Source organism: Legionella lansingensis (assembly GCF_900187355.1).
Taxonomy (GTDB): domain Bacteria; phylum Pseudomonadota; class Gammaproteobacteria; order Legionellales; family Legionellaceae; genus Tatlockia; species Tatlockia lansingensis.
Genome location: NZ_LT906451.1, coordinates 1085453 through 1109642, shown reverse-complemented (window position 1 = coordinate 1109642; position 24190 = coordinate 1085453). Strand labels below are relative to the sequence as shown.

Genomic DNA, 24190 nt, shown 5'->3' with positions numbered 1-24190 from the left:
ACAGCAATTGCCCAAGAAGAACCCAAGGCCTTGGGTACATGGGCACCAATCCTCAAGAGCACCATGCCGGCCATCGTAAATATTGCTGTTCAAGGCTACATTCCTAGCTATGTACCTAGCGCAGAGGATGACGATGAGGCCAATGATAATGATAGACCTTCCCACCCACAACCACAATTGCCTGAAAAACCAAAAAAATTTCAAAGCATTGGTTCAGGAGTTATCGTCGATCCACAAAATGGGATAATTATCACCAATGATCATGTCCTGCGTAATGCTTCCTTGATCACTGTTACCTTAAATGATGGTCGTCGTTTAAAAGCGAAACTCATCGGTGGTGATAGCGATACAGACATTGCTGTATTAAAAATTGACGCAAAAAACTTAAAAAGCCTCCCTATTGGTAACTCCGACAACGCCGAGGTAGGTGATTTTGTGGTTGCCATTGGTAATCCCTTTGGATTAAATAGCTTTGGTAATAGCCAAACCGCTACGTTTGGAATTATCAGCGCAACCAAACGCAGTGATTTAAACATTGAAGGTGTTGAGAATTTTATTCAAACCGATGCTGCAATTAATCCAGGAAATTCAGGCGGTGCTTTAGTTAATACGAAAGGAGAATTAATAGGAATTAACACCGCGATTATTTCACCTTACGGTGGTAACGTAGGCATTGGCTTTGCCATTCCAATTAACATGGCAAAAGATGTTGCTCAACAATTAATTAAATATGGTACTATCCATCGCGGTTTAATGGGTATTTTTGTACAACACCTCACCCCTGAATTAGCTCAAGCCATGGGCTATCCAGAAGATTTTCAAGGAGCAATTATTGCGCAAGTGAATCAGGATTCACCAGCAGAAAAAGCGGGTTTGAAACCTGGGGATATCATTACCAAAATTAATGACACGAAAATCACCCAAGCGACTCAGGTCAAATCCACTATAGGACTGTTGCGTGTTGGTAGCGAAGCAAAATTGACTATCCAACGCGATGGAAAAGAGATGACATTAAGCGCAGTAGTGACTGATGTCAAAAAACATGAGCAAAAACTGCAAGCTGGTAATCCCTTCCTCTATGGACTTGCACTCAAAAACTTTGAGCAAGACTCTCCTCTGCATGGTCATGTGGTGGGAGTTCAAGTTACTGGGGCTGCAGAGACTAGTGCTGGTTGGCGAGCTGGCTTAAGGCCTGGTGATATTATCATTAGTGCTAATAAGCAACCTACTCCCAGCGTTAGAGCTTTACAAACAGTCGCTCATCAGCAAAGCAAGCAATTATTGCTGCAGGTTTTACGCGGCCCTGGCGCACTGTACTTGTTGGTTGTATAGATTATCGTAATCCCCCGGCCTCTGAACTCGAATTCCCGCGGCATCGACCGCGGGATCCATCATCAGTCTGGACATGGTTACCACGGATCAGTCATTCACGAATAGAACAATCTTTAACTTAATCGAGATAACAAGGGGCCTTGCCTATAGGCTTTCAATTTGTCGTTTCAGAGGTAAAAAATATTAATGATCAGTAAGTAAGTATTGACATTAAACGTCTAAAGAGACAAAATCACGACCTCTTGTGGCTATGTAGCTCAGCCGGTTAGAGCGCGGCACTCATAATGCTGAGGTCGGTGGTTCGAGTCCACCCATAGCCACCACTTGACCGCAGTTTTGTATATTGAATTTAGCCCCCTTCTTGACTCGCAAATTCGCAAAGGGTAAGCCCCCCTATTCTGGAGTAGAGCCTAATCTCACTCTAATTTTATCTGCTTAAAACAGTAAGGAAGTTCATTTGCAAGCAACGGGCCAATTTGATCAACGAAAGGGATATTGTTAACGCCGCTATTCATATCAACTCCTTTTGCTTAGGAGCAGAAGCTTACACTCCCTTCTCCGAATATCTTTTATTCGTAAATCCAAGAAATTATTCCATTCTATTAGGTGCAAATAACGCGTGTCAAATGAAAATAGATCATAAATCAATCTAATTGATGAATTATACTATAATTTGTGCATATATAATTTCATCTTATGGATTGTAATATGAAAAGTAAAAAAGACACTACAAAAGAAGCTTCTGTTATCAAACGCTCTAAGCTTGAGCCTCCTTATGATGCCGGAGATTGTGGTTATTATGCTGTATGTGTTGGTCTGTTGCATCTTGGAATGCAAGCTAAAACAGATGAAAAGCTCGCTGCAACAATAAATAACAGCCAAATGTTATCAACTGTATTCTCTCACATGCCCAAGATAAGCAGAATCACTGGTGCCAACAATGTGCAAACCCTCGAGAATATACTAACAGAGCTCAACGCAACAGGCTGGGATAGCCTTTCTTTTAAAGAGATATTGAGTGAATTTAGCGATGGGATCCGCAGCTCCCTTGTAGCTTCTGATTGGGGAGTCAACTATTTTAAAGCCATACTAAGAGAAGGAGCGTGGGTACTTGATCACCAAAAATGGATGGACCTGCCACCATTTAAACGTTTAAATGGGAAAATTTTAGACAGAATGGTGGAGCTTGCAAATGGTAAAGACGTAGACATTGATAAGGCAGGTGAGTTAAGGTTCCAAGCCACACTCGAAATTTTTAAAGAATTAGAGGATACAGCGTTAGAAAGTATGGCAACAGCGGTCATTACGAAACATTATGGTCCTAGATCTGCAAAAGCCTGGGTCGACGATGAGTTTTTAAGATACTTTTCGAAACTACTTTTCCCCAATGCCGAGAATGTGTTTTTTGATCCTAAAGGAATTGAAATTACCAGTAAGGGGCCTTCAACATCACACTGGTATATCGATGTTCCTAAAAATGATACAACAGATTCTTTATTAAAAACCGTAAACTCAGGGTCCAGCAAAGATCTTAAAGAAATTGAAGTGTATCGAGTAAAAGATAAACATTCGGATAATCTTTCCACACTTATAAAAGAGCACGAAGAGTTACTGAAAGCACAACAACAATTAATCACGACATTTAAAGATGCAGCTTCAGGTCTTTATGCGAAGTATCTTGATTCATCCCTTGCAGAAGGACTTTCTGCCTTAAGCTATTTTGATAAAGAACCACCTACTCAAGAAACCATCGATAACGCTTTAATCCCTATTATTGCAGCCGATGAAACGAGTACAAAAGTGTACACTGAATTGAGTATGACTCGAAAATCCATTGCTGATATGAATGAAAAAATCAAGAAAGTTGAAAAAGAACTTGAATTAAGAAAGGACAAAACCTCCATATCCTCACTTATCAGCTCTGGTTTGTCATTGCAGACAAGTAAAGAAAAACATACTGCTAGTGACAAATCTGAAGTGATTGATGAAGTTCAACTCCCGGGAAATAAAGATCTCCCGACATAAGGGAACGTCTCTACGGATGCAGATGATGTTGAGAAACTACCTGACGAGTATTTATCTCGTTCTATCGCAATAATTGGAAATTTTGCACATATTTATTACTTCAATCAAAGATTAGGGCAAGATCAAGCATCAGATCCTCTGCCAATATCACCTTTGTCACCGCATGCGCATGCTGTTCCTCTTAGAAATTTATTGTTGTTAAAAACAATCTCAATATGAATTTTTTATAATTAAATTGATTTTTTAATAATCTATTAAGCTTTTTATGATTCAATGCTCTCTAAATAATTAAATTTCATCTTGATAGTGTACATATGAAAAGTAAAATAGACATTACAAAAGAAGCTCCTATTATCAAACGTTCTAGGCTTGAGCCCCCTTATGATGCTGGAGATTGTGGTTATTATGCTGTATGTGTTGGTGTGTTGCATCTTGGAATGCAAGCTAAAACAGATGAAAAGCTCGCTGCAACAATAAATAACAGCCAAATGTTATCAACTGTATTCTCTCACATGCCCAAGATAAGCAGAATCACTGGTGCCAACAATGTGCAAACCCTCGAGAATATACTAACAGAGCTCAACGCAACAGGCTGGGATAGCCTTTCTTTTAAAGAGATATTGAGTGAATTTAGCGATGGGATCCGCAGCTCCCTTGTAGCTTCTGATTGGGGAGTCAACTATTTTAAAGCCATACTAAGAGAAGGAGCGTGGGTACTTGATCACCAAAAATGGATGGACCTGCCACCATTTAAACGTTTAAATGGGAAAATTTTAGACAGAATGGTGGAGCTTGCAAATGGTAAAGACGTAGACATTGATAAGGCAGGTGAGTTAAGGTTCCAAGCCACACTCGAAATTTTTAAAGAATTAGAGGATACAGCGTTAAAAAGTATGGCAACAGCGGTCATTACGAAACATTATGGTCCTAGATCTGCAAAAGCCTGGGTCGACGATGAGTTTTTAAGATACTTTTCGAAACTACTTTTCCCCAATGCCGAGAATGTGTTTTTTGATCCTAAAGGAATTGAAATTACCAGTAAGGGGCCTTCAACATCACACTGGTATATCGATGTTCCTAAAAATGATACAACAGATTCTTTATTAAAAACCGTAAACTCAGGGTCCAGCAAAGATCTTAAAGAAATTGAAGTGTATCGAGTAAAAGATAAACATTCGGATAATCTTTCCACACTTATAAAAGAGCACGAAGAGTTACTGAAAGCACAACAACAATTAATCACGACATTTAAAGATGCAGCTTCAGGTCTTTATGCGAAGTATCTTGATTCATCCCTTGCAGAAGGACTTTCTGCCTTAAGCTATTTTGATAAAGAACCACCTACTCAAGAAACCATCGATAACGCTTTAATCCCTATTATTGCAGCCGATGAAACGAGTACAAAAGTGTACACTGAATTGAGTATGACTCGAAAATCCATTGCTGATATGAATGAAAAAATCAAGAAAGTTGAAAAAGAACTTGAATTAAGAAAGGACAAAACCTCCATATCCTCACTTATCAGCTCTGGTTTGTCATTGCAGACAAGTAAAGAAAAACATGGCAACCCTAAGGCGCGTGATGAAATTCAAATCCCACAAAGTAAAGATCTGTCTTCGACATAAAATTATTCTAAGGCCTGTTGACAATTCATTTATCCAATTTCTCGAAAACCCCTACTCACCCCGCTCCTAGACTTGATCAGGGAGCGTCAAGTAGGCCTTGTAGAGCCATAGACCCTGGTTATTTATACGGAGTAGTTGAATAGACTTTCAGGATCATGGGTTTTATCAATTTTAGTTGCTGGTGGGAAAAGAGAACTATAGCTCGATAAAGCGATCTCAACTTTAGTTCCTGGTAATACAATGGTCAGTCCAGAGTGATAGCCTGTCTTATAGATTGAAATAAATTTTTGCGTGCATTCATCATTGGGAAGTTCTATATACCAATGATTATTATTTGGTCCTTCCCCTGTTATTTTTACGCTATCCTTGTCAAACATAATATTGGATGAGCCTAACAAATGAGTAACCAAGCGTTTGAGAAATGCATCGTCTAACCAGGCTTTCGGCGCGTCTACTGCATAAAAATGAGAAATGACCTCCTTAGCGGAGAGGATTAGCTCTTCATCAGTTAAGGCATCACACGCTTCAATTTGCGCTTGAAACATAATTTCAAATAGCAAATCGTCATTAGGTTTTTGGGGGTTGACTGCAATTGCTTTTTCATAAAGTTCGTCTGCTTTCATTTGAATTTTCTTCATTATTTTTTTGAATGAAGGTAGTTTTTCCCATGCTCGATTGGTTTCTAACCATAAACCACTTTTAATTTCATTCTTAACCCGTTCTTCTAACCAATCTGAGTCGCAATTAAGTCGTTTCAATTGTGATGTGAAATTAGATAAAATCTCATTAAAAGTGAGTTGTTCAAAGCCTGTTGCAGCCATTGCATCTAAATAACTCAACAAGCATTCTTGGTTGGTTTTAAATGGTTTTACAAGACATTTTTTAAGCGAACCAGGTTGTGCCGCTAAAAGTTTGCTGAGTGTGTCACTGACATTAATCACAGATGCTATTTTCTCATCCTCCCTGGCTTTGAGTGCTAAGTAAAAGAGTCCAATAATCACTGTATGATAGCCGCAATCCCCAACACTTTGGACAGGAGATAATTTAACCTTCCCTGTCATAGCAATCTCTGTCTTTTTTTGCATTATCCATATGAATCAAAAAAATAAATTGTGTTTATTATATCGCACTACTAAACTTCGCTCTAATTAAATTGGTGATTCGAGTTCACTATTAGAGAAATTTTAATCAATATGATTTCATATTAATCGTCATATTTTCTGAAAACCCTATGGTATCCTTTTAAATTTAGTTATCATGTCTCTATCAATTATTTTATGGTTGTTTGATGCGAAAGATTGCGGTTGGCCTACTCGTTCTATTTTGCTTAACAGTTGTTCGCGCTACAGAAGTCACCATTAAGTCTGTTACCCTTGAAGGCAAGCCGGCTTATGTGCTTCAAGTTGGCGATTTTGCGCATCAGAATAATGCTCTCCAATTAAAGTTTAAATTATCCTACTCCATTAAGCAGCCAATAAACATTGAGCAATCTCCCAATCAGAGCAATTATTTAGTTAAGGTTGGCCCGATTCCTGATTACGCACTGGCTATCGATTTACAAAAAAAATTGCAGGAAGAGATAAGCAAAACTCAGATCATGAAGTTTCCGACTGTTAGTACAGTCAAAGTTGATCCCATTATTGCAGCGCAAGCTCAACCTCTAAGTACAACAAAAATCGAACCTGTTAGCGAAGAAAAGCTGCAGCTTGGGAGTGAAACAAATGTTAAAAAATCTATTAAAAGGGAAGAGGAAGTGCTTCCTCCTTCCTCACCCGCAAAAAAACTGTGGAATTTGCGAGGTGCTGATATTCGTGCAGTCATTGCCGAAGTTTCTCGAGTCACAGGTAAAAACTTCATTATTGATCCCCGTGTCCAAGGCAAAATATCTATTGTTTCAAGTACAGCAATGTCAGATAAAGAACTCTATCAAGTTTTTTTATCTATGCTACAAATCTCAGGTTACGCAGCCATTCCAAGTGGCGATGTGATAAAAATTGTTCCTAATATTGACGCAAAAACCCAGTCCCCCGATCTTTTAAGCCAAATGAGAAGCCCACCCAAAGGCGATGACATGATGGTTGCAGTCATCCCGGTTCACTATGTTCCTTCAGAACAGCTGGTGCCTGTTTTAAGGCCTTTGATGCCACAATGGAGTAGTGTCTCCGCATATGCGCCTTCCAATATGCTGATTTTATCTGGCCGAGCAAACAATGTTAAACAAATGGCTCGAATCATTCGCCAGGTCGATAGTTCTTCAGCCAATGGCATCGATATGGTCCCTTTAAAACATGCTCTAGCAATGGATGTCGCCAACACGCTAAAAGATTTAGTCAAAACGCAACCAGGTCTTGGTAGTCATACTCAGACGATGTTGGCAGCCGATGATCGCAGCAATTCCATTTTATTGAGCGGGAGTAGAACCGATAGGATCAGGCTGCGGTTACTTATTGCGAAACTGGATAAAGAAAGCCCTTATGGCACGAACAGTAATACGCAGGTTGTTTATCTCCATTATTTACGAGCCGAGGATTTGGTACCCATCCTGGCAGGAATTGCTCAGGCAAATTTCAGTGGCAATGTCGCGACAACCATAGGAACAATTACTAGGCCTGAGATAGACAGTACCAATCCTGCCTTCAATATGGCAAGTGGTACATCCAGTAGTAGCCAAAGCCTCACAGCACTAACACCCCCACCAACGTCGACCAGTCCGGCGGCAACACCCAATACAACTGGAACAGCTACACAAACAGAGGGTTCAACCAAGCCAACAGTGCAGATCATTGCCGAACCGAACACCAATTCCATTATCCTCAATGCACCAGTTACTCTGATTCGCATTTTAAAATCGGTTATAAGCCAGTTAGATATTAAACCAGCCCAATTACTTATTGAGGCGCTTGTTGTTGAAATCGATGAGGCTGATCTTACCAGTTTAGGCATTGAGTGGGGCTCTGATCAACAAACCGGTAGGCCTCGTGATTTCAGACCAGGTTTTGCTATTATTAATTCAAAAACAGCAATTGATGACCTGCAAGCGCAAATATTTGCTCTTGCTCGTGATCGCAAGGCGAATATTTTATCCACCCCTTCTGTCGTTGTTCTTGATAATAGGCAAGCAAAAATTCTTGTTGGAAAACAAGTTTCAGTAGCTACAACGAGTTATCCCAATAATGCTGGGGGAACAACAACGGCCAGTCCCTTTGTGACGTTTGATCGTGTTAATGTTGCTCTTCATTTATATGTAAGGCCACAAATTACCCGTGGTGATGGCATCCAACTTCAGATAGATCAAGGGAACGATACGATAGATCCCTCCAGCACTCTCAACACGGATAATCCAATCTTCAAAATTTCAAGCATCGTGACTGCTGTCCATGTAGAAAGTGGAGACATTGTTGTATTAGGAGGACTCACCCAAGACAGCTTGGCTGGAGATGATACTCGCATACCATTTATCGGTGATATTCCAGGTGTGGGTCGCCTTTTCCAACATAACATTAAGAACCGTGAGAAACGTGTATTAATGGTATTTATACGGCCTTGCATATTAAGAAGTCGCAATGATGCTCTTTATGTGACTAGTGGTAAATATCATGATGTAAGAGAAGAGCAATTGGAATTCTTGCGAACACAACCTTATCATCCTGAAAATACTGATGTGTTACTGCCACCGCGAAACCAGGCGGCCTTACCAAGACCCTTCAGTGGCTCAACACAACAGACTGTTATACTTAAACAACCTAAACAACGCATATTAATGACGAAATAACCGCTTATGGAAACCAGTGAAAGAACAAGACGTCTTCCTTACAGTTTTGCTAAAAACCATAACATCATCGCCAATGTGCAAGAGAATGGCAGAGCGGTAGTCTATCATCTAGCGAATCCCTCTTTACCCATTTTGGCGGAAGTGAAGCGTTTATTACAATGCGAACTTCACTGTAAAGAGGTTAATGAGACTGAATTTCAACAGCATCTGGCACAGATTTATCAATCTCAATCTTCAATTCTGGATGCCGCCGAGGTCATGGAAGAAGACATGAATTTATCTTCGCTGGCTTCCCAATTACCCATCAGTGAAGATTTGTTGGATAATCAAGATGATGCGCCAATTATTCGCTTACTCAATGCCTTATTCACCCAAGCTATCAAACAGAAAGCGTCTGATATTCATATCGAAACGTATGAAGATAGGGTTCTGGTTCGTAACCGTATTGATGGGGTACTCAACGAAGTTCTGGAAATTCAGCGTGCTGTTGCACCTTTAGTTATTTCTCGTGTTAAGGTCATGGCAAAGTTGGATATTGCCGAAAAACGCATCCCGCAAGATGGTCGCATTGCCTTACGGATAGGTGGACATAATATTGACGTGCGCGTCTCTACATTGCCTTCTAATCACGGAGAGCGCATCGTCCTTCGTATTCTGGATAAACAGACCGCGCAGTTAGACTTAAAGCTTTTAGGGATGCCGCAATCCACTTTAGTTGCCATGCGCAGCTTAATTGCTGAACCGCATGGCATCATTCTCGTCACTGGCCCAACAGGCTCGGGTAAAACAACTTCTCTATACGCAATGTTAACTGAGCTCAATCAAGTCAGTCGCAATATTTTAACTATTGAAGATCCTATTGAATATGACCTACCCGGCATAGGTCAAACGCAAGTTAATGTAAAGGTGCAGATGACTTTTGCGAAAGGACTACGAGCCATTTTGCGTCAGGATCCAGATGTTGTAATGATAGGAGAAATTCGAGATTTGGAAACTGCTGAAATTGCAGTACAGGCAAGTTTGACCGGCCATTTAGTTCTTTCAACACTCCATACAAATAGCGCGCTTGGTGCTATTACCCGCTTGCATGATATGGGTGTTGAATCCTTCTTACTGGCCTCAAGCCTTGTGGGTTTAATCGCCCAACGATTGGTTCGCAAGCTCTGCTCACATTGCAAAACCCCTCATCAATTACGTGACGATGAACAAGAATTAATGCGTCTTAAACCAGATACCGATACCTCAAATGTCTATGAACCAAAAGGTTGTGAACATTGTAATCACTCGGGATATCGTGGTCGTACCGGTATCTATGAGTTAATCATGATTGATGAAACGCTGCGTGGCATGATTCATCGCAACGAAAGCTTACAAATCATTGATAGTTATCTACGCCCTACTACACCCACAATACGCGAAGATGGCTTCAAAAGGGTACTCGCGGGAGATACCTCATTGGCGGAAATATTAAGGGTGACCAGTCAGCATTAATAATGCTTCGCAAAAATGACAGGGATGTTCAGAATGACAGGAAATAATCAAAATGTGAAGCCTAATTCATCAGCATCAGAGATTTGAAAAATCTCTAATTTTTCAAGTTCTGTTCTTGCCTCGTTATCATTAAACAAGCGGGCTACCGAACGTCCAGTGACAGATAAATGGGAATCCCAAAATTCAATAAAACTAGCAACTTGATCTTGGGGTTCAGGGAGATTATTGAGTATTGCAGTAGAGTGATGAACGATAGCTTTTGCGATATCCTCATTGTTCAACTGAAAACCTACACGGGTGGTAATTATTTCGATAAATATTTCGTGGGATTCTAAAATAAAATTGCATAAAAAATCGGGGTGTTCCACTAAATACTCTCTTAACTTCGTCATGAACTCCATTTCTGACCTATGATTGAGGAGAATATCAACCTGCTTCCGCTTATCGAGGTGAGAAAACTCCAATCCCGAAAGCGATGATAACCATGAGGTAAAATCACTGGCGCTTTCTGCTGTTGAATCCCCTGCTCCGTAATTAAAATGAGGGTAAGTCCTCTTGCGTTTATCAGGTGTATCCCAAACAATATACATGCCGTTTTCCTCTGCCACCGCTTCCATACGAAATTTGACTATATAACCATCGACATAATTCCCTATAACGGGCAGAGCTTGTTTCAGAACAACAATTAATTGGGATAGTGAAGCAGACCCATCCTTATACTTTTCAAGGGTTTCCTTAAGGGTTTGGACTTCAGAGTTAATGTATGTCCCAGTTTCTCTTGTCTGTAGTTCAAACATGTATGCTAAAGATTCTTCTAAAGCTGCCAGTGAATCCTTCATACTACTTCCTTTATTCATCCCCTATTTTTAACCTTAGTCTAAAAATTTGCATTTACCAAATAGCAAACTGCAATATTAATAAATGAACATAATGGGCAGCAGGAAAGCTTTTAGAATTTATGACAGATCTTGATGGTCGTGCAGACCCATCAAGATTATTTATGAATAACTTCTGAAGATACTTTAATAACCAGATGGTGAAGTTGATGTACCTCCATTGGTTGTATTTGAATCACCATTGGTATTTGTATTCGTACTATCTGGTGTTGTACTTGTGCCAATCCCTGAATCAGTGCCTGTACTGGTAGAATCGTTGGTACCTGCATTAGTAGGATCATCCGTGCCAGGTGATGTATCTGTTGTACTTGGCTCAGTCGGTGTAGTAGTGCTATCACCAGGTAATGGGGTAGGCGTTGTGCTATCACCATTGGTTGATGAAGGCGTCTCAGATGGCATACCTGGAGTGGTTGTTTGATCCGAAGTACTACTGTTTTGATCCACAGATGTTGAGCCCGGTGTTGAAGTCAAAGCATCCTCATCCGAAGCGCTAATCAAAAACTCGCCAGTTATGCTGCCGTCCAATGGATCTAAAGTGCTAGTATCATCATCGGCAGACATTGATTGTGTCGTGGTAGCATGAATGGAATCCGTATTATCCACACCTGAAGAAAAACAGGAGCCAGAGAATGTGAATAAGCCTGCTGTGGCTAGTAAAACTGAAAGTATACTTTTCATAAAGCTCTCCTTGCATCACAGTTTTGCTCGCGATTAATTTTTGTCCAATTACAGTATAGATGACTATCCGTTATCGCTATACCTCATCCCAAAAATTCTCCTCATAAGCAGGAGCAGGAGCAAACTCACTATCAGAAGCTAACTCTGGCCTTAGTAGCACATGAAAAGCACTATCCTCTCCTTCAATGAGAGCGCCAGTATCTATAAATACAAATCCGGTTAATTCCGCAGGCTTTGAGTCCACCAAAGGAGAAGCGTAACTGGTGTATACTGACATGCCACAAATGGTTAGCAACATGGGAAGCAACATCTTCATAACCACCCCTTGCAGAGCAATAAGGTTTTATCCCTAGTTAAATTATAGATTAATTATTCTTTAAATACCCCTCACCCTACCCTTTCCCACAAGGGGAGAGGGAAAAATTGCCTTCCGCCTTGGGAAAAAATGTATCTCCCCTTGTGGGCTAAATCTTCTACACATCTCTGAAAACCCAGTCCAGCTCTGCTCTCCGACGTCCCGCGGCTTGTCCGCGGGATCCAGGAGCACGGCACTAAAACACTGGACCCCGCGGACAAGCCGCGGGGCGTAGGCAGAGATGTGATCAAGAGACAGCCTTGTGGGAGAGGTCGACACGCATAGCGCGGCAGGTGAGGGGAAAACGGGGCTATTATAACGATCTCTTGCGCCAGGTAGTCCCATTCGGACCATCTTCCAGATCAATCCCTTCCTTGGCTAGAATGGCTCGAATTTCATCCGCTCTTGTCCAATTACGAGAAGTTCTAGCCTGCAACCTTTCTGAGATTAACTTTTCAATTCTATCCTTTTCTTCCTCCTCAAGTCCTGCTTTTAAGAAAGATTCAGGGGAAGCTTGTAACAGGCCCAGTATAGAAGCCAAGTACTTTAGAGTGGATGCAAGTAGAGGAGAATTGGTCTTATTGAGTTCATGGCTCAATTGGAACAATACAGACAATGCTCTGGGTGTATTGAAATCATCATCCATGGCTTGATTAAATTGTTGTAGCCAATGGTCATCAACATTATTGTCTGCCCAGTTAATGTCCTTTATGGCTTGATACAGCCGCATCAAGCCATTCTTTGCGTTTTGTAAATTTTCCTCGGAATAATTTAAGGAGCTACGATAATGGCTACTCAACAGAAAATAGCGAATAACTTCCGGGTGGTATTGGCGCAATACGTCTTCAATGGTAAAGAAATTACCCACTGATTTGGCCATTTTTTCATTATTAACCTGCAACAAACCAACATGCATCCAATAATTCGCAAAAGGTTTTCTTGTGGCAGCCTCACTTTGGGCAATTTCATTCTCATGGTGAGGAAATTGCAAATCCAGCCCACCACCATGGATATCAAAATGCTCACCAAGCTCCTGCATTGCCATAGCAGAACATTCAATATGCCAACCAGGACGACCATCCCCCCATATTGACGGCCAACTTGGCTCCCCTGGTTTTGCTTGTTTCCATAATACAAAATCTAATGGCGAACGCTTTTCTTTAACTACTTCTACACGTGCGCCAGCCATTAAACCATCTAAGTCTTTATGCGACAATTTGCCATATTCTTGAAAGCGGTCAACTTGATAACAGACATCACCGTTTTCACTCACATAAGCAAACCCCGCATCTATCAATCTTTTAATTAGAGTTATGATGGATTCTATATGTGCGGTAGCCCTTGGCTCAATATCAGGAGGTAAAATATTCAGCGCTTTGGTATCATCGTGCATTGCCTTGATATATTGAGAGGTCAATTCATCTATGGATACCCCTCGCTCTTTAGCGCGAACAATGATTTTATCATCAATATCAGTAATATTGCGTACATAAGTGACTTCATAACCTTGTGAACGCAAATAGCGAACGATCACATCGAAACAAACCATGGAACGAGCATGACCTAAATGACAACGGTCATAAACGGTTATTCCACATACATAGATACCAATTTTACCTGGTGATATCGGTTTGAATGGCTCTTGCTTTCTTGTCAGAGAGTTATATAGATTCAACATGCATAAGCCCCTTTAATTCATTTTTCCCCAAGTATCTTTAAGACCCACTACACGATGAAAGGTAGTCACTTGACTTCTTACAATTTGATTGACGCAATAATAGCCTAAACGCTCAAATTGAAATACTTCATTGGGGTACGCTGTCTTTAAGAAAGGTTCACAAAAACCCTGTTTCACAATTAAAGAGTCCTTGTTAAGAAACTGGAGAAAATCCTCCTCTCGCGCCGGATTAGCATCGGTAAACAATCTGTCATATTGAAGAATAGTCACAGGAAAGGCATGCTGACAGGATACCCAATGGATAACTCCTTTAACTTTCCTATCACCAGGATTTTTTCCTAAAGTATTCTCATCGTAAGTGCAGCGCAACTCAATAATTTCTCCTCTTGCATCACGAATTACATCCGTGCAACGAATGACATAAGCATGTCTTAATCGAACTTCATTCCCTGGGGAAAGGCGAAAATAATCTTTTGGTGGATTTTCCATAAAATCACTGCGCTCAATATAAATTTCTCGGGCAAAAGGGAGTACACGAGATTTAGATGTAGGATCCTGAGGATTTAATTTGGCCTCCAAATTTTCTACGGCATCAGCAGGATAGTTTTCGATAACCACCTTTAAAGGGTCGATAACTGCCAAAGCCCTAGGAGCGGTTTTGTTTAAATCATCACGTACACATTCTTCGAGAATGGACATATCAATGACAGAATCACTGCGGGAAATGCCTATGAGTTCACAGAATTGTCTAATCGCAGATGATGGATAACCCCGTTTTCGCATCCCCCGTAAGGTTGGTAACCGTGGGTCATCCCAGCCTGAGACAATTCCCTGCTCAACTAACATTCGCAATTTACGCTTGGAAGTGACTGTGTGTGATAAATTGAGCCGGGCAAACTCAGTTTGTACGGGCCTAGAGGGCACTGGCAAATTCTCAATGAACCAATCATACAGTGGCCGATGATCCTGGAACTCTAAGGTGCATAATGAGTGCGTTATTTCTTCCAAAGCATCTGAGAGTGGGTGAGCATAATCATACATAGGATAAATGCACCACTCATTTCCTGTGCGTTGATGCTTAGCATGCCTTATACGATAAAGAACGGGATCACGCATATTTACATTACCAGACTGCATGTCAATCCGAGCACGCAGCACATGCGTACCATCAGCAAACTCACCTGCCTTCATTCTTTGAAACAAATCAAGGTTCTCTTCGATGGGTCGATTGCGATATGGACTTTCGCGCCCAGGCTCAAGTAAGCTTCCTCGATGTGCACGTATCTCTTCTATGGTTAAGCTGTCAACATAAGCTCTGCCCTGTTTAATTAAATCAACCGCAAAGTCATATAATTCATGGTAATAGTCGGAAGAATACGTAATGGCATGCCATTGAAAACCAAGCCAATCAACATCCTCAATAATAGCATCAACAAATTCTTGCTCTTCTTTAATAGGATTTGTGTCGTCGAAACGCAAATAGCAGCGACCATTAAATTCCTCTGCCAACCCGAAATTTAAACAAATTGACTTTGCATGTCCTATGTGTAGGTAACCATTTGGCTCTGGCGGAAATCTAGTGATAACTTCTTGGTGTTTCCCACTAGCTAATTCCTCGATGATCATCTGCCTAATAAAATGTGCTCTTTTTTCACTGCCTTCAGTCATAATCTCACTCATTATCTATCTTTTGACGCATTTCACGGATTAAAGATGCCCCTTCAGCAATGGCGTTATTCTGGGCAACATAAGCTTCATGGATCTTTTTAATCAGGGCCGCCCCCACAATCACACCATCGGCAAATGCTGCCACCTTAGCTGCCATAGTCGGTGTTTTAATACCAAATCCTACCATAAGCGGCAGACTAACTTGTGATTTTCGTTGTTGGTATTGCTCTTTTACGGTGTCCAGATCAAAATCCTCAGATCCAGTGACACCCTTTAGAGAAACATAATAGAAATACCCTCTTCCATAACTATTTATTAATGCCATTCGTTTATCAGAAGTGGTCGGTGAACATAAGTAAATAGAATGTAAATTATTACGCTGCCAGACAGAAGCAATAAATTCACTTTCTTCCGGGGGCAAATCCACAATAATTGTACCATCTGCACCAACTTCTTGTGCTCTTTTTGCAAAACGCTCATAACCATATTGTTCAATAGGATTTAAATAGCCCATCAGAATAATAGGCGTGTTTTTGTCATGTTTTCGGAATTGCTCAACCATGGAAAACACATGATCACAATCCATTCCATGGGCCAAGGCTCTTTCCATAGCCCCCTGGATAACTGGTCCTTCCGCCATGGGATCAGAAAAGGGTATTCCTACTTCTAAAATATTAGCACCTGCCGTAACCAATTCATGCATTAGCGGAACTGTCATTGCTGGATTAGGATCGCCCGCAGTGATATAAGGGCTAAGAATTTTTTTACCTTGTTCCCGCAACTGTGCTAATGTCTTATCAATCCGATTCATAGATAACCTTATTCGTTCAAATGGATGCCGCGGGGACCCGAGAATGCGTCCCAAACAGCCCTATATTGTTAAACCATCGATACTAGCTACCGTATGCATATCCTTATCACCGCGTCCTGATAAATTCACAATAATTCTTTGTGAAGGAGACATTTCTTTTGCCAATTTCATAGCATAGGCAACTGCATGACTTGACTCCAGAGCTGGAATAATCCCCTCTATTCGAATTAAGGTGCGAAATGCATTGAGTGCTTCTTCATCATTTATTGCCACATACTTAACCCTACCAATATCTTTCAGATAAGCATGCTCAGGTCCGACCCCAGGATAATCAAGACCTGCTGAAACCGAATATGTGTCTTTTATCTGTCCATGTTCATCGCAAAGCAAATAAGTACGATTACCATGTAAAACACCGGGTTTTCCCGCAATTAAGGAGGCCGCATGTTCTCCTGTTTCAATACCCTTGCCAGCAGCCTCTACTCCATAGATCGCCACTGATTTATCTTTCAAGAAGTGATAAAACAACCCAATAGCATTGGAACCACCCCCAACACAAGCCACTAACGCATCAGGTAATTGCCCGGTTGCCTCAAGAAGTTGAGCACGCGCTTCTTGACCAATAACAGCCTGAAAATCCCTTACCATTTGTGGGTAAGGATGAGGACCGGCCACCGTGCCAATGATGTAGAATGTGTTGTCCACATTGCTCACCCAGTCACGCATTGCTTCATTTAAAGCATCTTTTAATGTTCTGGAGCCTGCGGTGACGGGTACAACGTCTGCACCCAGTAATTTCATCCTATAAACATTGCTAGATTGCCTTTTGATGTCCTCAGACCCCATATAGACGACACATTTCAACCCTAATTTTGCTGCTACTGTGGCTGAGGCGACACCATGTTGTCCCGCTCCCGTTTCGGCAATGATCCTTGTTTTTCCCATTCTTTTAGCGAGCAGGGCCTGCCCCACTGTATTATTAATTTTATGGGCACCTGTATGATTTAGATCTTCTCGTTTCAAATAAATCTGGGCTCCTCCTACTTGGGAAGTCAAGCGTTGAGCAAGATAAAGGGGTGTGGGTCGTCCAACATAATCGCGTAACTCTGACCCCAATTCGGCTAAAAAATCTGGATCTCGTCGATATACTTCATACGCTTCTTGCAATTGTTGCAAAGCATGCATTAATGTATCAGCTACAAAGACACCACCATATTGTCCAAAATGCCCATGCTCGTCTGGGAGCTCTCTCTCACTCATGCTTTACCCCATAATGCGTTTACAAAATCATTCATTTTCCCATGATCTTTTATACCAGGAGATGCCTCAATACCACTACAAACATCAACTGCGAAGGGTGAGCAGATACTCACCGCCTCTTTGACATTACTTGCATTTAATCCACCAGCCAGAATAATTGGTTTTACTCGTTTTTGCGGAATAATGCGCCAATCAAAACGACTCCCCGTGCCTCCATATGATCGTGAGGGAGTATCCAATAAAATTGCAGCAGCCTCTTGGAATTCAGCACTTAGCTCCATAATAGCTTCTTTTGAGTGCGCAGATATGGCTTTAACATAAGGAATCTTAAATTGGCTACAAAATCTTGCTGATTCTTGTCCATGAAATTGCACCCCCTGAATGGGCAGCTCATTGATAATTTGCTCGACCAAGGAAGACTCTGGGTTAACTACCACGGCTAAAATATCAACAAATACAGGAATATCTTGTACCAACAGTTTTGCTTGTGGCACGGAAACATAACGAGGACTTTGCGGATAAAAAATCAGGCCAATCGCATCAACACCCAAATCTATTGCATGTGCGATATCCTGTTTGCGCGTCATACCACACATTTTTATCCGCACTCGATGAGCCAATTATTTCTCCCATAAAAATAGCGGGCCTGGGTTCGTCCTAATGACGCCAAACTCGTCTGGATAAGTAACAGACACTAAGTATAAACCATAGGGAGGAGCCGTTTCAGCACCTAAACGTCTATCTTTTGCTTGCAAAACTTCACTCACCCAACTGATCGGTTTTTTTCCTGAGCCTACCGCAATAAGCACACCAGCAATATTCCTGACCATATGATGTAGGAAAGCATTAGCGGTAATATCTATCATCACCAAATCACCAATGCGTGTAACTTGCAGATCATAAATATTCCGCATCGGCGTATTCGACTGGCATTCCACAGAACGAAAAGATGTATAGTCGTTCTCACCCAACAGACATTGACTTGCTTCGTGCATCGCATGATGGTCAAGCTGGCGATATTGCCAGGTTACACTACTACGTAATAGTGCCGGACGTATCGGTGAATTATAGATTACATAACGGTAGCGTCGGGAAAGGGCTGAGTAGCGAGCATGAAAGTTATCTGACATCTCGCGCCCCCATTTAACACACACATCTTTAGGTAAAAAAGAATTAGCACCATGAATCCAGGAACGAATTGTACGTTCTTTGTCACAATCAAAATGAATAATCTGGTTTGTGGCATGCACACCTGTATCGGTTCTACCTGCGCAAACAACGCTGATTTCAGTATCAGCTACTTTAGCTAGGGCTTCTTCTATTACTTGCTGAACCGTATGCAGGCCTGCTTGCGCTTGCCAGCCATGATACTGGCTACCATCGTATTCTACCCCTAAGGCAATACGCATGAGCATTTCCTGCTAAAAACGGCCAATGTATAACACCAAGATATGTTTTGTCTAGAGTGTAACTATTATGCAAGAGGTCTATTGCATAAGCTAATGGCCTATCTCATAATCTGCGATTATTTTTTAATTTTGTTTCTTATATGACTGCATCCTTATTAGACGGCAAGCTTGTTTCAGCAAAATTGAAACTGGAAATTAAATTGGCTGTAGAGAGAATGACCGCCAAAGGAAAGCGAGCCCCTGGCCTTGCTGTTATCTTAGTAGGTAATGATCCTGCCTCTAGTATTTATGTAAACAACAAAAGAAAGGCTTGCTCCGAAGTCGGATTTCATTCTTATGCTCACGACTTGCCCAAATCCACTACTGAAAAGGAATTGCTAGAGTTAATTGATCAATTAAATAACTCGTCTGACATCGATGGCATTCTCGTGCAACTTCCTCTTCCTGCAGGCATAGACCCGAACAAAATTATTGAGTGCATTCATCCTAGTAAAGACATTGATGGCTTTCATCCTTACAATATGGGCCGCTTAACGTTACGCAACCCCTCACTAAGACCTTGCACCCCTTATGGAATCATCAATTTATTAGAGTATTATCAAATTCCTATTTGGGGAAAACACACCGTCGTTGTCGGTGCATCAAATATTGTAGGCCGACCTATGGCAATGGAATTCTTATTGGCAGCAGCGACTGTTACGGTTTGTCATCGCTTTACTGAAAATTTGGAGCAATATGTACACATGGCGGATATCCTTGTAGTAGCCACAGGAATACCTGATGTAATTGATATTAACTGGTTAAATTCAAAACAAGTAATTGTCGATGTAGGCATTCATCGCTTAGCCAACGGAACATTAAGAGGGGACATCGATTTCAATAAAGCTAAAGATAAAGTCGCATGGATAACACCTGTACCAGGAGGTGTTGGTCCTATGACAATTGCCATTTTGCTGCAAAATACACTTTTTGCAAACCAGTTCTCCTAAGAGATTCTGCCCTAAAAGCCCCAAAATAGAAGATCTTTTTCTTAACACACTTTAAAAAATTTGTGCATTATTTGTTATGTTATATCGAGAACACGATGTATAATGAACAAATTGTTTACATTTTGTTGAGTCGTTATGCCCAAACCTATCTTCGGTGGACAATATGTCTATTATTATGATTTTCCAAACCAAGTTGATTTAGATTTCTGCCCACTTCCACCGCAGGAGGTATATCCTCACATTACCTCTGAGGGTGATAATTATACCGTCGAAGCCAATCGTTTCTCAGAGTATGTAAAGAAAATAAAAGTTCAATGTGACGATAAAATGGTATGGATGATGAGTGCAGTTCCCACTGCGTTAGAATCATTAGAGGATGTGATTCCCCTGAGACAATTATGTGATTATCTTAATACCAGTGATTATTGGAAAAAGGATGGTGATTGGCCTCAACAAGTAAATGATGAGCAATTAAGAGCATTTAACATCGAAGTCCTAAAAAATTGGCTTTTTCAAAAAACCGCGCAACATTTTTATGCTCAGAATCAAGAAACCCTTCCAAGTCTAAATGAATATAAAATGCAACTGGCTATTAATCTGGAGCAATTTAAAAATGAGTTTATGGAAAAAATAGCACAAACTTGGCAACAGCGAAACAGAATGATTGAAGAAAAAAGGAAAGAGTGGAAAGGTTCACCAGCAGGCTTTGATGTTGCAATGGAACGAACCCAATCTATATTAGGCTCTAAACAAGGAAATAATGAAGACTTTATTCAAATACTGTCGGAGCAATTAAAACAAATTGCAGCTGAAGACAACGTTATCGCGTCTCTCTCATTAGTTAATACAAATCCTATACAGATAGTAACCCAAATGCTGCATGATGAACGGGTTGATGATGTAACCACGTTAGCTCCTGTAATCGTTCGTGATATTCAGCATGTTATCGAGCATATGACAGATAAACCCACATCAGTTGATTTCTCTAAGAATGTTCAAGCACTCGATCAGTTTGTAGTGAATGTTCGCTCAGCCTGTAATCGCGCAGCTCTTATCGATCTTTATGATCGTTTGGAGCGTAGCACAAATAAAGAAATCGCTGAAAAAATGATTGGCGATTGGGATGTGATCGGAACTGACATTCGTGATAGTAATCGGATGATGACGGAGTCTGATAAACTTCGAATTATCGCATATGCACAAGGGAACATGACAAAGCAAGAATACGATGAGGAAATGTCCAAATTAAGTGTAAAGCTTGAACGAGGTGAGATCACCGCTCAAGAAGAAGTGGTAATTAAAATGTTTCCTAAGCTTAAGCGAGCGCTTACTCGATTACCAAAAGAATATTTAGAGGACTTTTCTCTTGTGTTAAAGCGAGCATTTGTACATCAGCAAATTACGCACCCCGAAAAATTCCTCCAAAACCCTCATGAAGCCGCTGTTTTCTCTGCGCTTTCCTTAGACCCTAGCAAAATTAAGACGAATAAAGAACTTATCCAGCAAAAAATCAAGCACGTGATACAAAACGCGGTTCTTAATGGGCAGGCAGAAAATGAGATCCCTACATTGAAAGAGCTGCAACATCAAATTGAACTTATGGCTTTGAAGGAAAAAATTATTGCTGCCGGTGGGGAGCCTGCTTTAACTCCTTTGATTCACACAGTAACTAAAGTAAGACAAGACATTGTCGCAACAGCAACTCATTTGTTGGAGCAAGAATATGAGAAATGTAAAAAGGAACTGCATGGCTCTTATGAAAATATTCCTCAGCACATTGATAGCTCTTTGAAAAGGTCAAAAAGTAAATTACTGCGATCTCTCTGTCGCGTTATCGATCAAAAAATCAAAGACAATAAAGAGAATCTGGCTGTATTAACCGATCAGTATGACAAAGTAAAAGAGATTCTTTCCCCTCTTAATGATCAGTCTTCGAGTAAAATACATTCAATACTGTTAGACGATGTTAAAAAAGAGATTGAATTTTTTAATCAGTGGGGAAATCCAATTCAGTATGAAAATATTCAAGGATTTATTGGAGGGGATAGCGAGATATTAGGAGATGGGGTTTGTCAAGCAAATACCTTTAGATTAATTACTCGAGAAATGACTAGCTTGAGTAGAAATCAAACGCTCTCCAATTCGCAATGGGAAGCGGAAGTAAAAATCTTACCCCAAGATCGCTTCAATCAAGCTTTATATCAAGTAGGCACAAGGGAAGAAAATAACAATGATTTATCAAAAGCAGTGTTAAAACGTCTTCATCTTAAGAAAATTCAAGTACTACATAAAGATTCGCATTTTGCAGATGAACCCGCATTTAGTTCTGACTCTATCTATCAGGTACTTGCTCAAGCTGTTAATCTGCAACAGAGGTCCAAATTAAAAAATTATAACATTGTAAAAATATCTATTGGGCATCACTCACTTAAAAAAGATGGAACCAAAGAAATAGATCACGAATCGTGGGGGCATGCTCTCTATTTACGTTATGATCCAAAGAGAAAAACCGCTTATTTTTATGATCCAAATCATGGACGTAGCATTAATTTTTACACCTGGAAAAAATTAGAGAATGATCTTGATTTTAAAAAGATGAGTCAAAAAGAACAGGATGAGGCTGTTTTAAATTACATGCTTTTGTGTTTTTCTCAAATGATCGTTAATGACTTTAATGATATCAACGCTGTAAACTGTTATGAAATGGAGATGGATTTTAGTTTTATCGATAAGCTCGTTTCTGCTGGTAATACAATCATTGGAGGGTTAAATAATTTCTTTAAAAAGCAAACAGAAAAGGAGCCAGATAGTAAAATAGGGAATTTGCCTAGCGGTCCTCGCTCAGACGAGGACTCAAGTCAAAATATATTCTCATAATAAATGATGGAGAGATCCCCGCCTGCGCGGGGATGACACTCTCACTGCTGTCAAGAGGGGAGACAAAGTACAAAACATTAACCCAGACAAATCCTAACGCTCGAGCTCGTCCCAGTCAAATTCTTCATTATCTAACTCGTCCTCCAGCTCTTCTCTTAAACGTTTACGTTCAAGTCGCTCTTCCAGCAGCTTGCGTACACGTTTTTTATGGTCTAAATCCTGAGCATTATCTTCTGTGTCATAGGAGTAGTCTGAAAAAGAGTTATCCTCCTCATATTCTCTAGGAAAGCTCATAACTGCCTCCGTTTTATTTATTAATCAATGTAAGTATAGTGCAAATATATTTGTGGGTATTTTTGTGATTTCAAGTCTACTTATTTAAATTACAGAACATATACGACAAACATTGGAATAGCGTTTTGGACTGTTTATAATCTCAATTTTTTTGCGAATCTTTTTATGCTTAGTTATCAACACGGTTACCATGCCGGCAATTTTGCCGATGTTGTTAAACACTTAACGCTCTCGCGCATCCTTAACTATATGATCCAGAAGGAAAAACCCCTATTTTATCTGGAAACTCATGCTGGGCGTGGCATTTATGATTTGCAGGATAGTCAAGCGGTGAAAACCAGAGAATATCTGCAAGGCATTCATTTGCTTTGGCAGGAAAAAAACAAATTGTCTACTCTTTTCTCACCCTATTTACAATGCATTAGTGATATTAATCCCACAGGAAGCTTACGCTTCTACCCTGGTTCGCCTGCACTTGCCATTGCCTTGCTAAGACCACAAGACCGTATATATTGTTGTGAACTGCATCCTCGTGAATTTGAACACTTACAAACCCTGGCCCATCCCAGAAAACGAGTTTTTTATGAACATCATGATGGCCTATTTAATTTAAACGCCTTGTTACCTCCGCCGGAACGGCGCGCTATTATATTTCTTGATCCTTCTTATGAAATCAAACAAGAGTATAAAGAGATACCCAAAGCCATCAAAGCCGCGTATCAAAAATTTTCAACCGGGGTTTTTTGTCTTTGGTATCCTTTGGTCGACAAAAAATTGCATGAACAGCTGCTAAGAGGAATGGAAAATATCGGTGCGCCAAACACATTGCGGATTGAATTTTCTCTCAATCCCATGATAAACCAAGGAATGACAGGCTGTGGCTTATGGATTATTAACCCTCCCTACGCACTGACCAACGAAATGAAGACCATCCTTAATCAATTGTGTAGTCTAATTAATCCAGGGACATCTTCATTCATTGTGGAAGATTAGGATTATTTAATCCTAATATCAAAAAGGGAATGGTATA

The 24190-nt window shown here is 40.6% G+C and carries 19 protein-coding genes and 1 tRNA gene; 9 read left to right on the top strand and 11 right to left on the bottom strand.

Features of this window, described 5'->3' with window-relative positions:
- Positions 1-63 precede the first annotated feature (63 nt).
- The 4 genes from CKV79_RS05055 to CKV79_RS05040 all read left to right on the top strand — a co-directional run bounded on the left by CKV79_RS05055 (position 64) and on the right by CKV79_RS05040 (position 4982).
- The gene (locus CKV79_RS05055) at positions 64-1332 is read left to right on the top strand and encodes a Do family serine endopeptidase (RefSeq protein WP_408606918.1); all 1269 of its coding nucleotides are present in this window, start codon (positions 64-66) and stop codon (positions 1330-1332) included.
- A 246-nt stretch (positions 1333-1578) separates the two neighbouring features.
- A tRNA-Met gene (locus CKV79_RS05050) sits at positions 1579-1655 on the top strand.
- Between the two features lie 385 nt (positions 1656-2040).
- Positions 2041-3357, top strand: a complete 1317-nt coding sequence (locus CKV79_RS05045; protein WP_095141732.1) for a hypothetical protein — start codon at positions 2041-2043, stop codon at positions 3355-3357.
- Positions 3358-3671: 314 nt separating this feature from the next.
- Positions 3672-4982: a hypothetical protein gene (locus CKV79_RS05040; protein WP_095141730.1), complete on the top strand. Its 1311-nt coding sequence runs from the start codon at positions 3672-3674 to the stop codon at positions 4980-4982.
- Between the two features lie 122 nt (positions 4983-5104).
- On the opposite strand, the gene CKV79_RS05035 is transcribed toward CKV79_RS05040, so the two are convergent.
- A complete protein-coding gene (locus CKV79_RS05035; RefSeq protein ID WP_028374205.1) occupies positions 5105-6067 on the bottom strand; it encodes a hypothetical protein in 963 nt (320 codons plus the stop codon).
- A gap of 203 nt (positions 6068-6270) precedes the next feature.
- Here CKV79_RS05035 and lspD point away from each other — a divergent pair, with 203 nt between their 5' ends.
- Positions 6271-8754, top strand: a complete 2484-nt coding sequence (lspD, locus tag CKV79_RS05030) for a GspD family T2SS secretin variant LspD (protein WP_028374204.1) — start codon at positions 6271-6273, stop codon at positions 8752-8754.
- A 6-nt stretch (positions 8755-8760) separates the two neighbouring features.
- A complete protein-coding gene (lspE, locus tag CKV79_RS05025) occupies positions 8761-10245 on the top strand; it encodes a GspE family T2SS ATPase variant LspE (RefSeq protein WP_028374203.1) in 1485 nt (494 codons plus the stop codon).
- 47 nt (positions 10246-10292) lie between these two features.
- On the opposite strand, the gene CKV79_RS05020 is transcribed toward lspE, so the two are convergent.
- From CKV79_RS05020 to truA, 9 genes are all read right to left on the bottom strand, one after another.
- Positions 10293-11084, bottom strand: a complete 792-nt coding sequence (locus CKV79_RS05020) for a hypothetical protein (protein ID WP_028374202.1) — start codon at positions 11082-11084, stop codon at positions 10293-10295.
- 183 nt (positions 11085-11267) lie between these two features.
- Positions 11268-11819: a hypothetical protein gene (locus CKV79_RS05015; protein ID WP_028374201.1), complete on the bottom strand. Its 552-nt coding sequence runs from the start codon at positions 11817-11819 to the stop codon at positions 11268-11270.
- 76 nt (positions 11820-11895) lie between these two features.
- The gene (locus tag CKV79_RS05010; protein WP_028374200.1) at positions 11896-12135 is read right to left on the bottom strand and encodes a hypothetical protein; all 240 of its coding nucleotides are present in this window, start codon (positions 12133-12135) and stop codon (positions 11896-11898) included.
- Positions 12136-12487: 352 nt separating this feature from the next.
- Positions 12488-13852 carry a cysteine--tRNA ligase gene (gene cysS / locus CKV79_RS05005; RefSeq protein ID WP_028374199.1) on the bottom strand — a complete coding sequence of 455 codons (1365 nt, stop codon included), beginning with the start codon at positions 13850-13852 and terminating at the stop codon, positions 12488-12490.
- A 12-nt stretch (positions 13853-13864) separates the two neighbouring features.
- Entirely contained in the window at positions 13865-15520 is a 1656-nt protein-coding gene (locus CKV79_RS05000; protein ID WP_028374198.1) for a glutamine--tRNA ligase/YqeY domain fusion protein, read from the bottom strand.
- A 4-nt stretch (positions 15521-15524) separates the two neighbouring features.
- Positions 15525-16331 (bottom strand): tryptophan synthase subunit alpha, encoded by an 807-nt coding sequence (gene trpA, locus CKV79_RS04995; protein ID WP_058387146.1) that lies wholly within the window; start codon positions 16329-16331, stop codon positions 15525-15527.
- A gap of 60 nt (positions 16332-16391) precedes the next feature.
- Positions 16392-17591: a tryptophan synthase subunit beta gene (trpB, locus tag CKV79_RS04990; RefSeq protein WP_028373500.1), complete on the bottom strand. Its 1200-nt coding sequence runs from the start codon at positions 17589-17591 to the stop codon at positions 16392-16394.
- Positions 17588-18187 (bottom strand): phosphoribosylanthranilate isomerase, encoded by a 600-nt coding sequence (locus CKV79_RS04985; RefSeq protein ID WP_028373501.1) that lies wholly within the window; start codon positions 18185-18187, stop codon positions 17588-17590. Before CKV79_RS04985 ends, trpB begins: the two co-directional genes overlap by 4 nt.
- 24 nt (positions 18188-18211) lie before the next feature.
- A complete protein-coding gene (gene truA, locus CKV79_RS04980; protein ID WP_028373502.1) occupies positions 18212-19000 on the bottom strand; it encodes a tRNA pseudouridine(38-40) synthase TruA in 789 nt (262 codons plus the stop codon).
- 140 nt (positions 19001-19140) lie between these two features.
- Here truA and folD point away from each other — a divergent pair, with 140 nt between their 5' ends.
- Entirely contained in the window at positions 19141-19989 is an 849-nt protein-coding gene (gene folD / locus CKV79_RS04975; protein WP_028373503.1) for a bifunctional methylenetetrahydrofolate dehydrogenase/methenyltetrahydrofolate cyclohydrolase FolD, read from the top strand.
- Positions 19990-20124: 135 nt separating this feature from the next.
- The gene (locus tag CKV79_RS04970; protein WP_051546174.1) at positions 20125-22866 is read left to right on the top strand and encodes a hypothetical protein; all 2742 of its coding nucleotides are present in this window, start codon (positions 20125-20127) and stop codon (positions 22864-22866) included.
- Between the two features lie 93 nt (positions 22867-22959).
- Here CKV79_RS04970 and CKV79_RS04965 read toward each other — a convergent pair whose 3' ends face one another.
- The gene (locus tag CKV79_RS04965; protein ID WP_028373504.1) at positions 22960-23160 is read right to left on the bottom strand and encodes a hypothetical protein; all 201 of its coding nucleotides are present in this window, start codon (positions 23158-23160) and stop codon (positions 22960-22962) included.
- Positions 23161-23325: 165 nt separating this feature from the next.
- On the opposite strand from CKV79_RS04965, the gene CKV79_RS04960 reads away from it, so the two are divergent.
- Entirely contained in the window at positions 23326-24153 is an 828-nt protein-coding gene (locus CKV79_RS04960; RefSeq protein ID WP_028373505.1) for a 23S rRNA (adenine(2030)-N(6))-methyltransferase RlmJ, read from the top strand.
- The last annotated feature ends 37 nt before the right edge of the window (positions 24154-24190 follow it).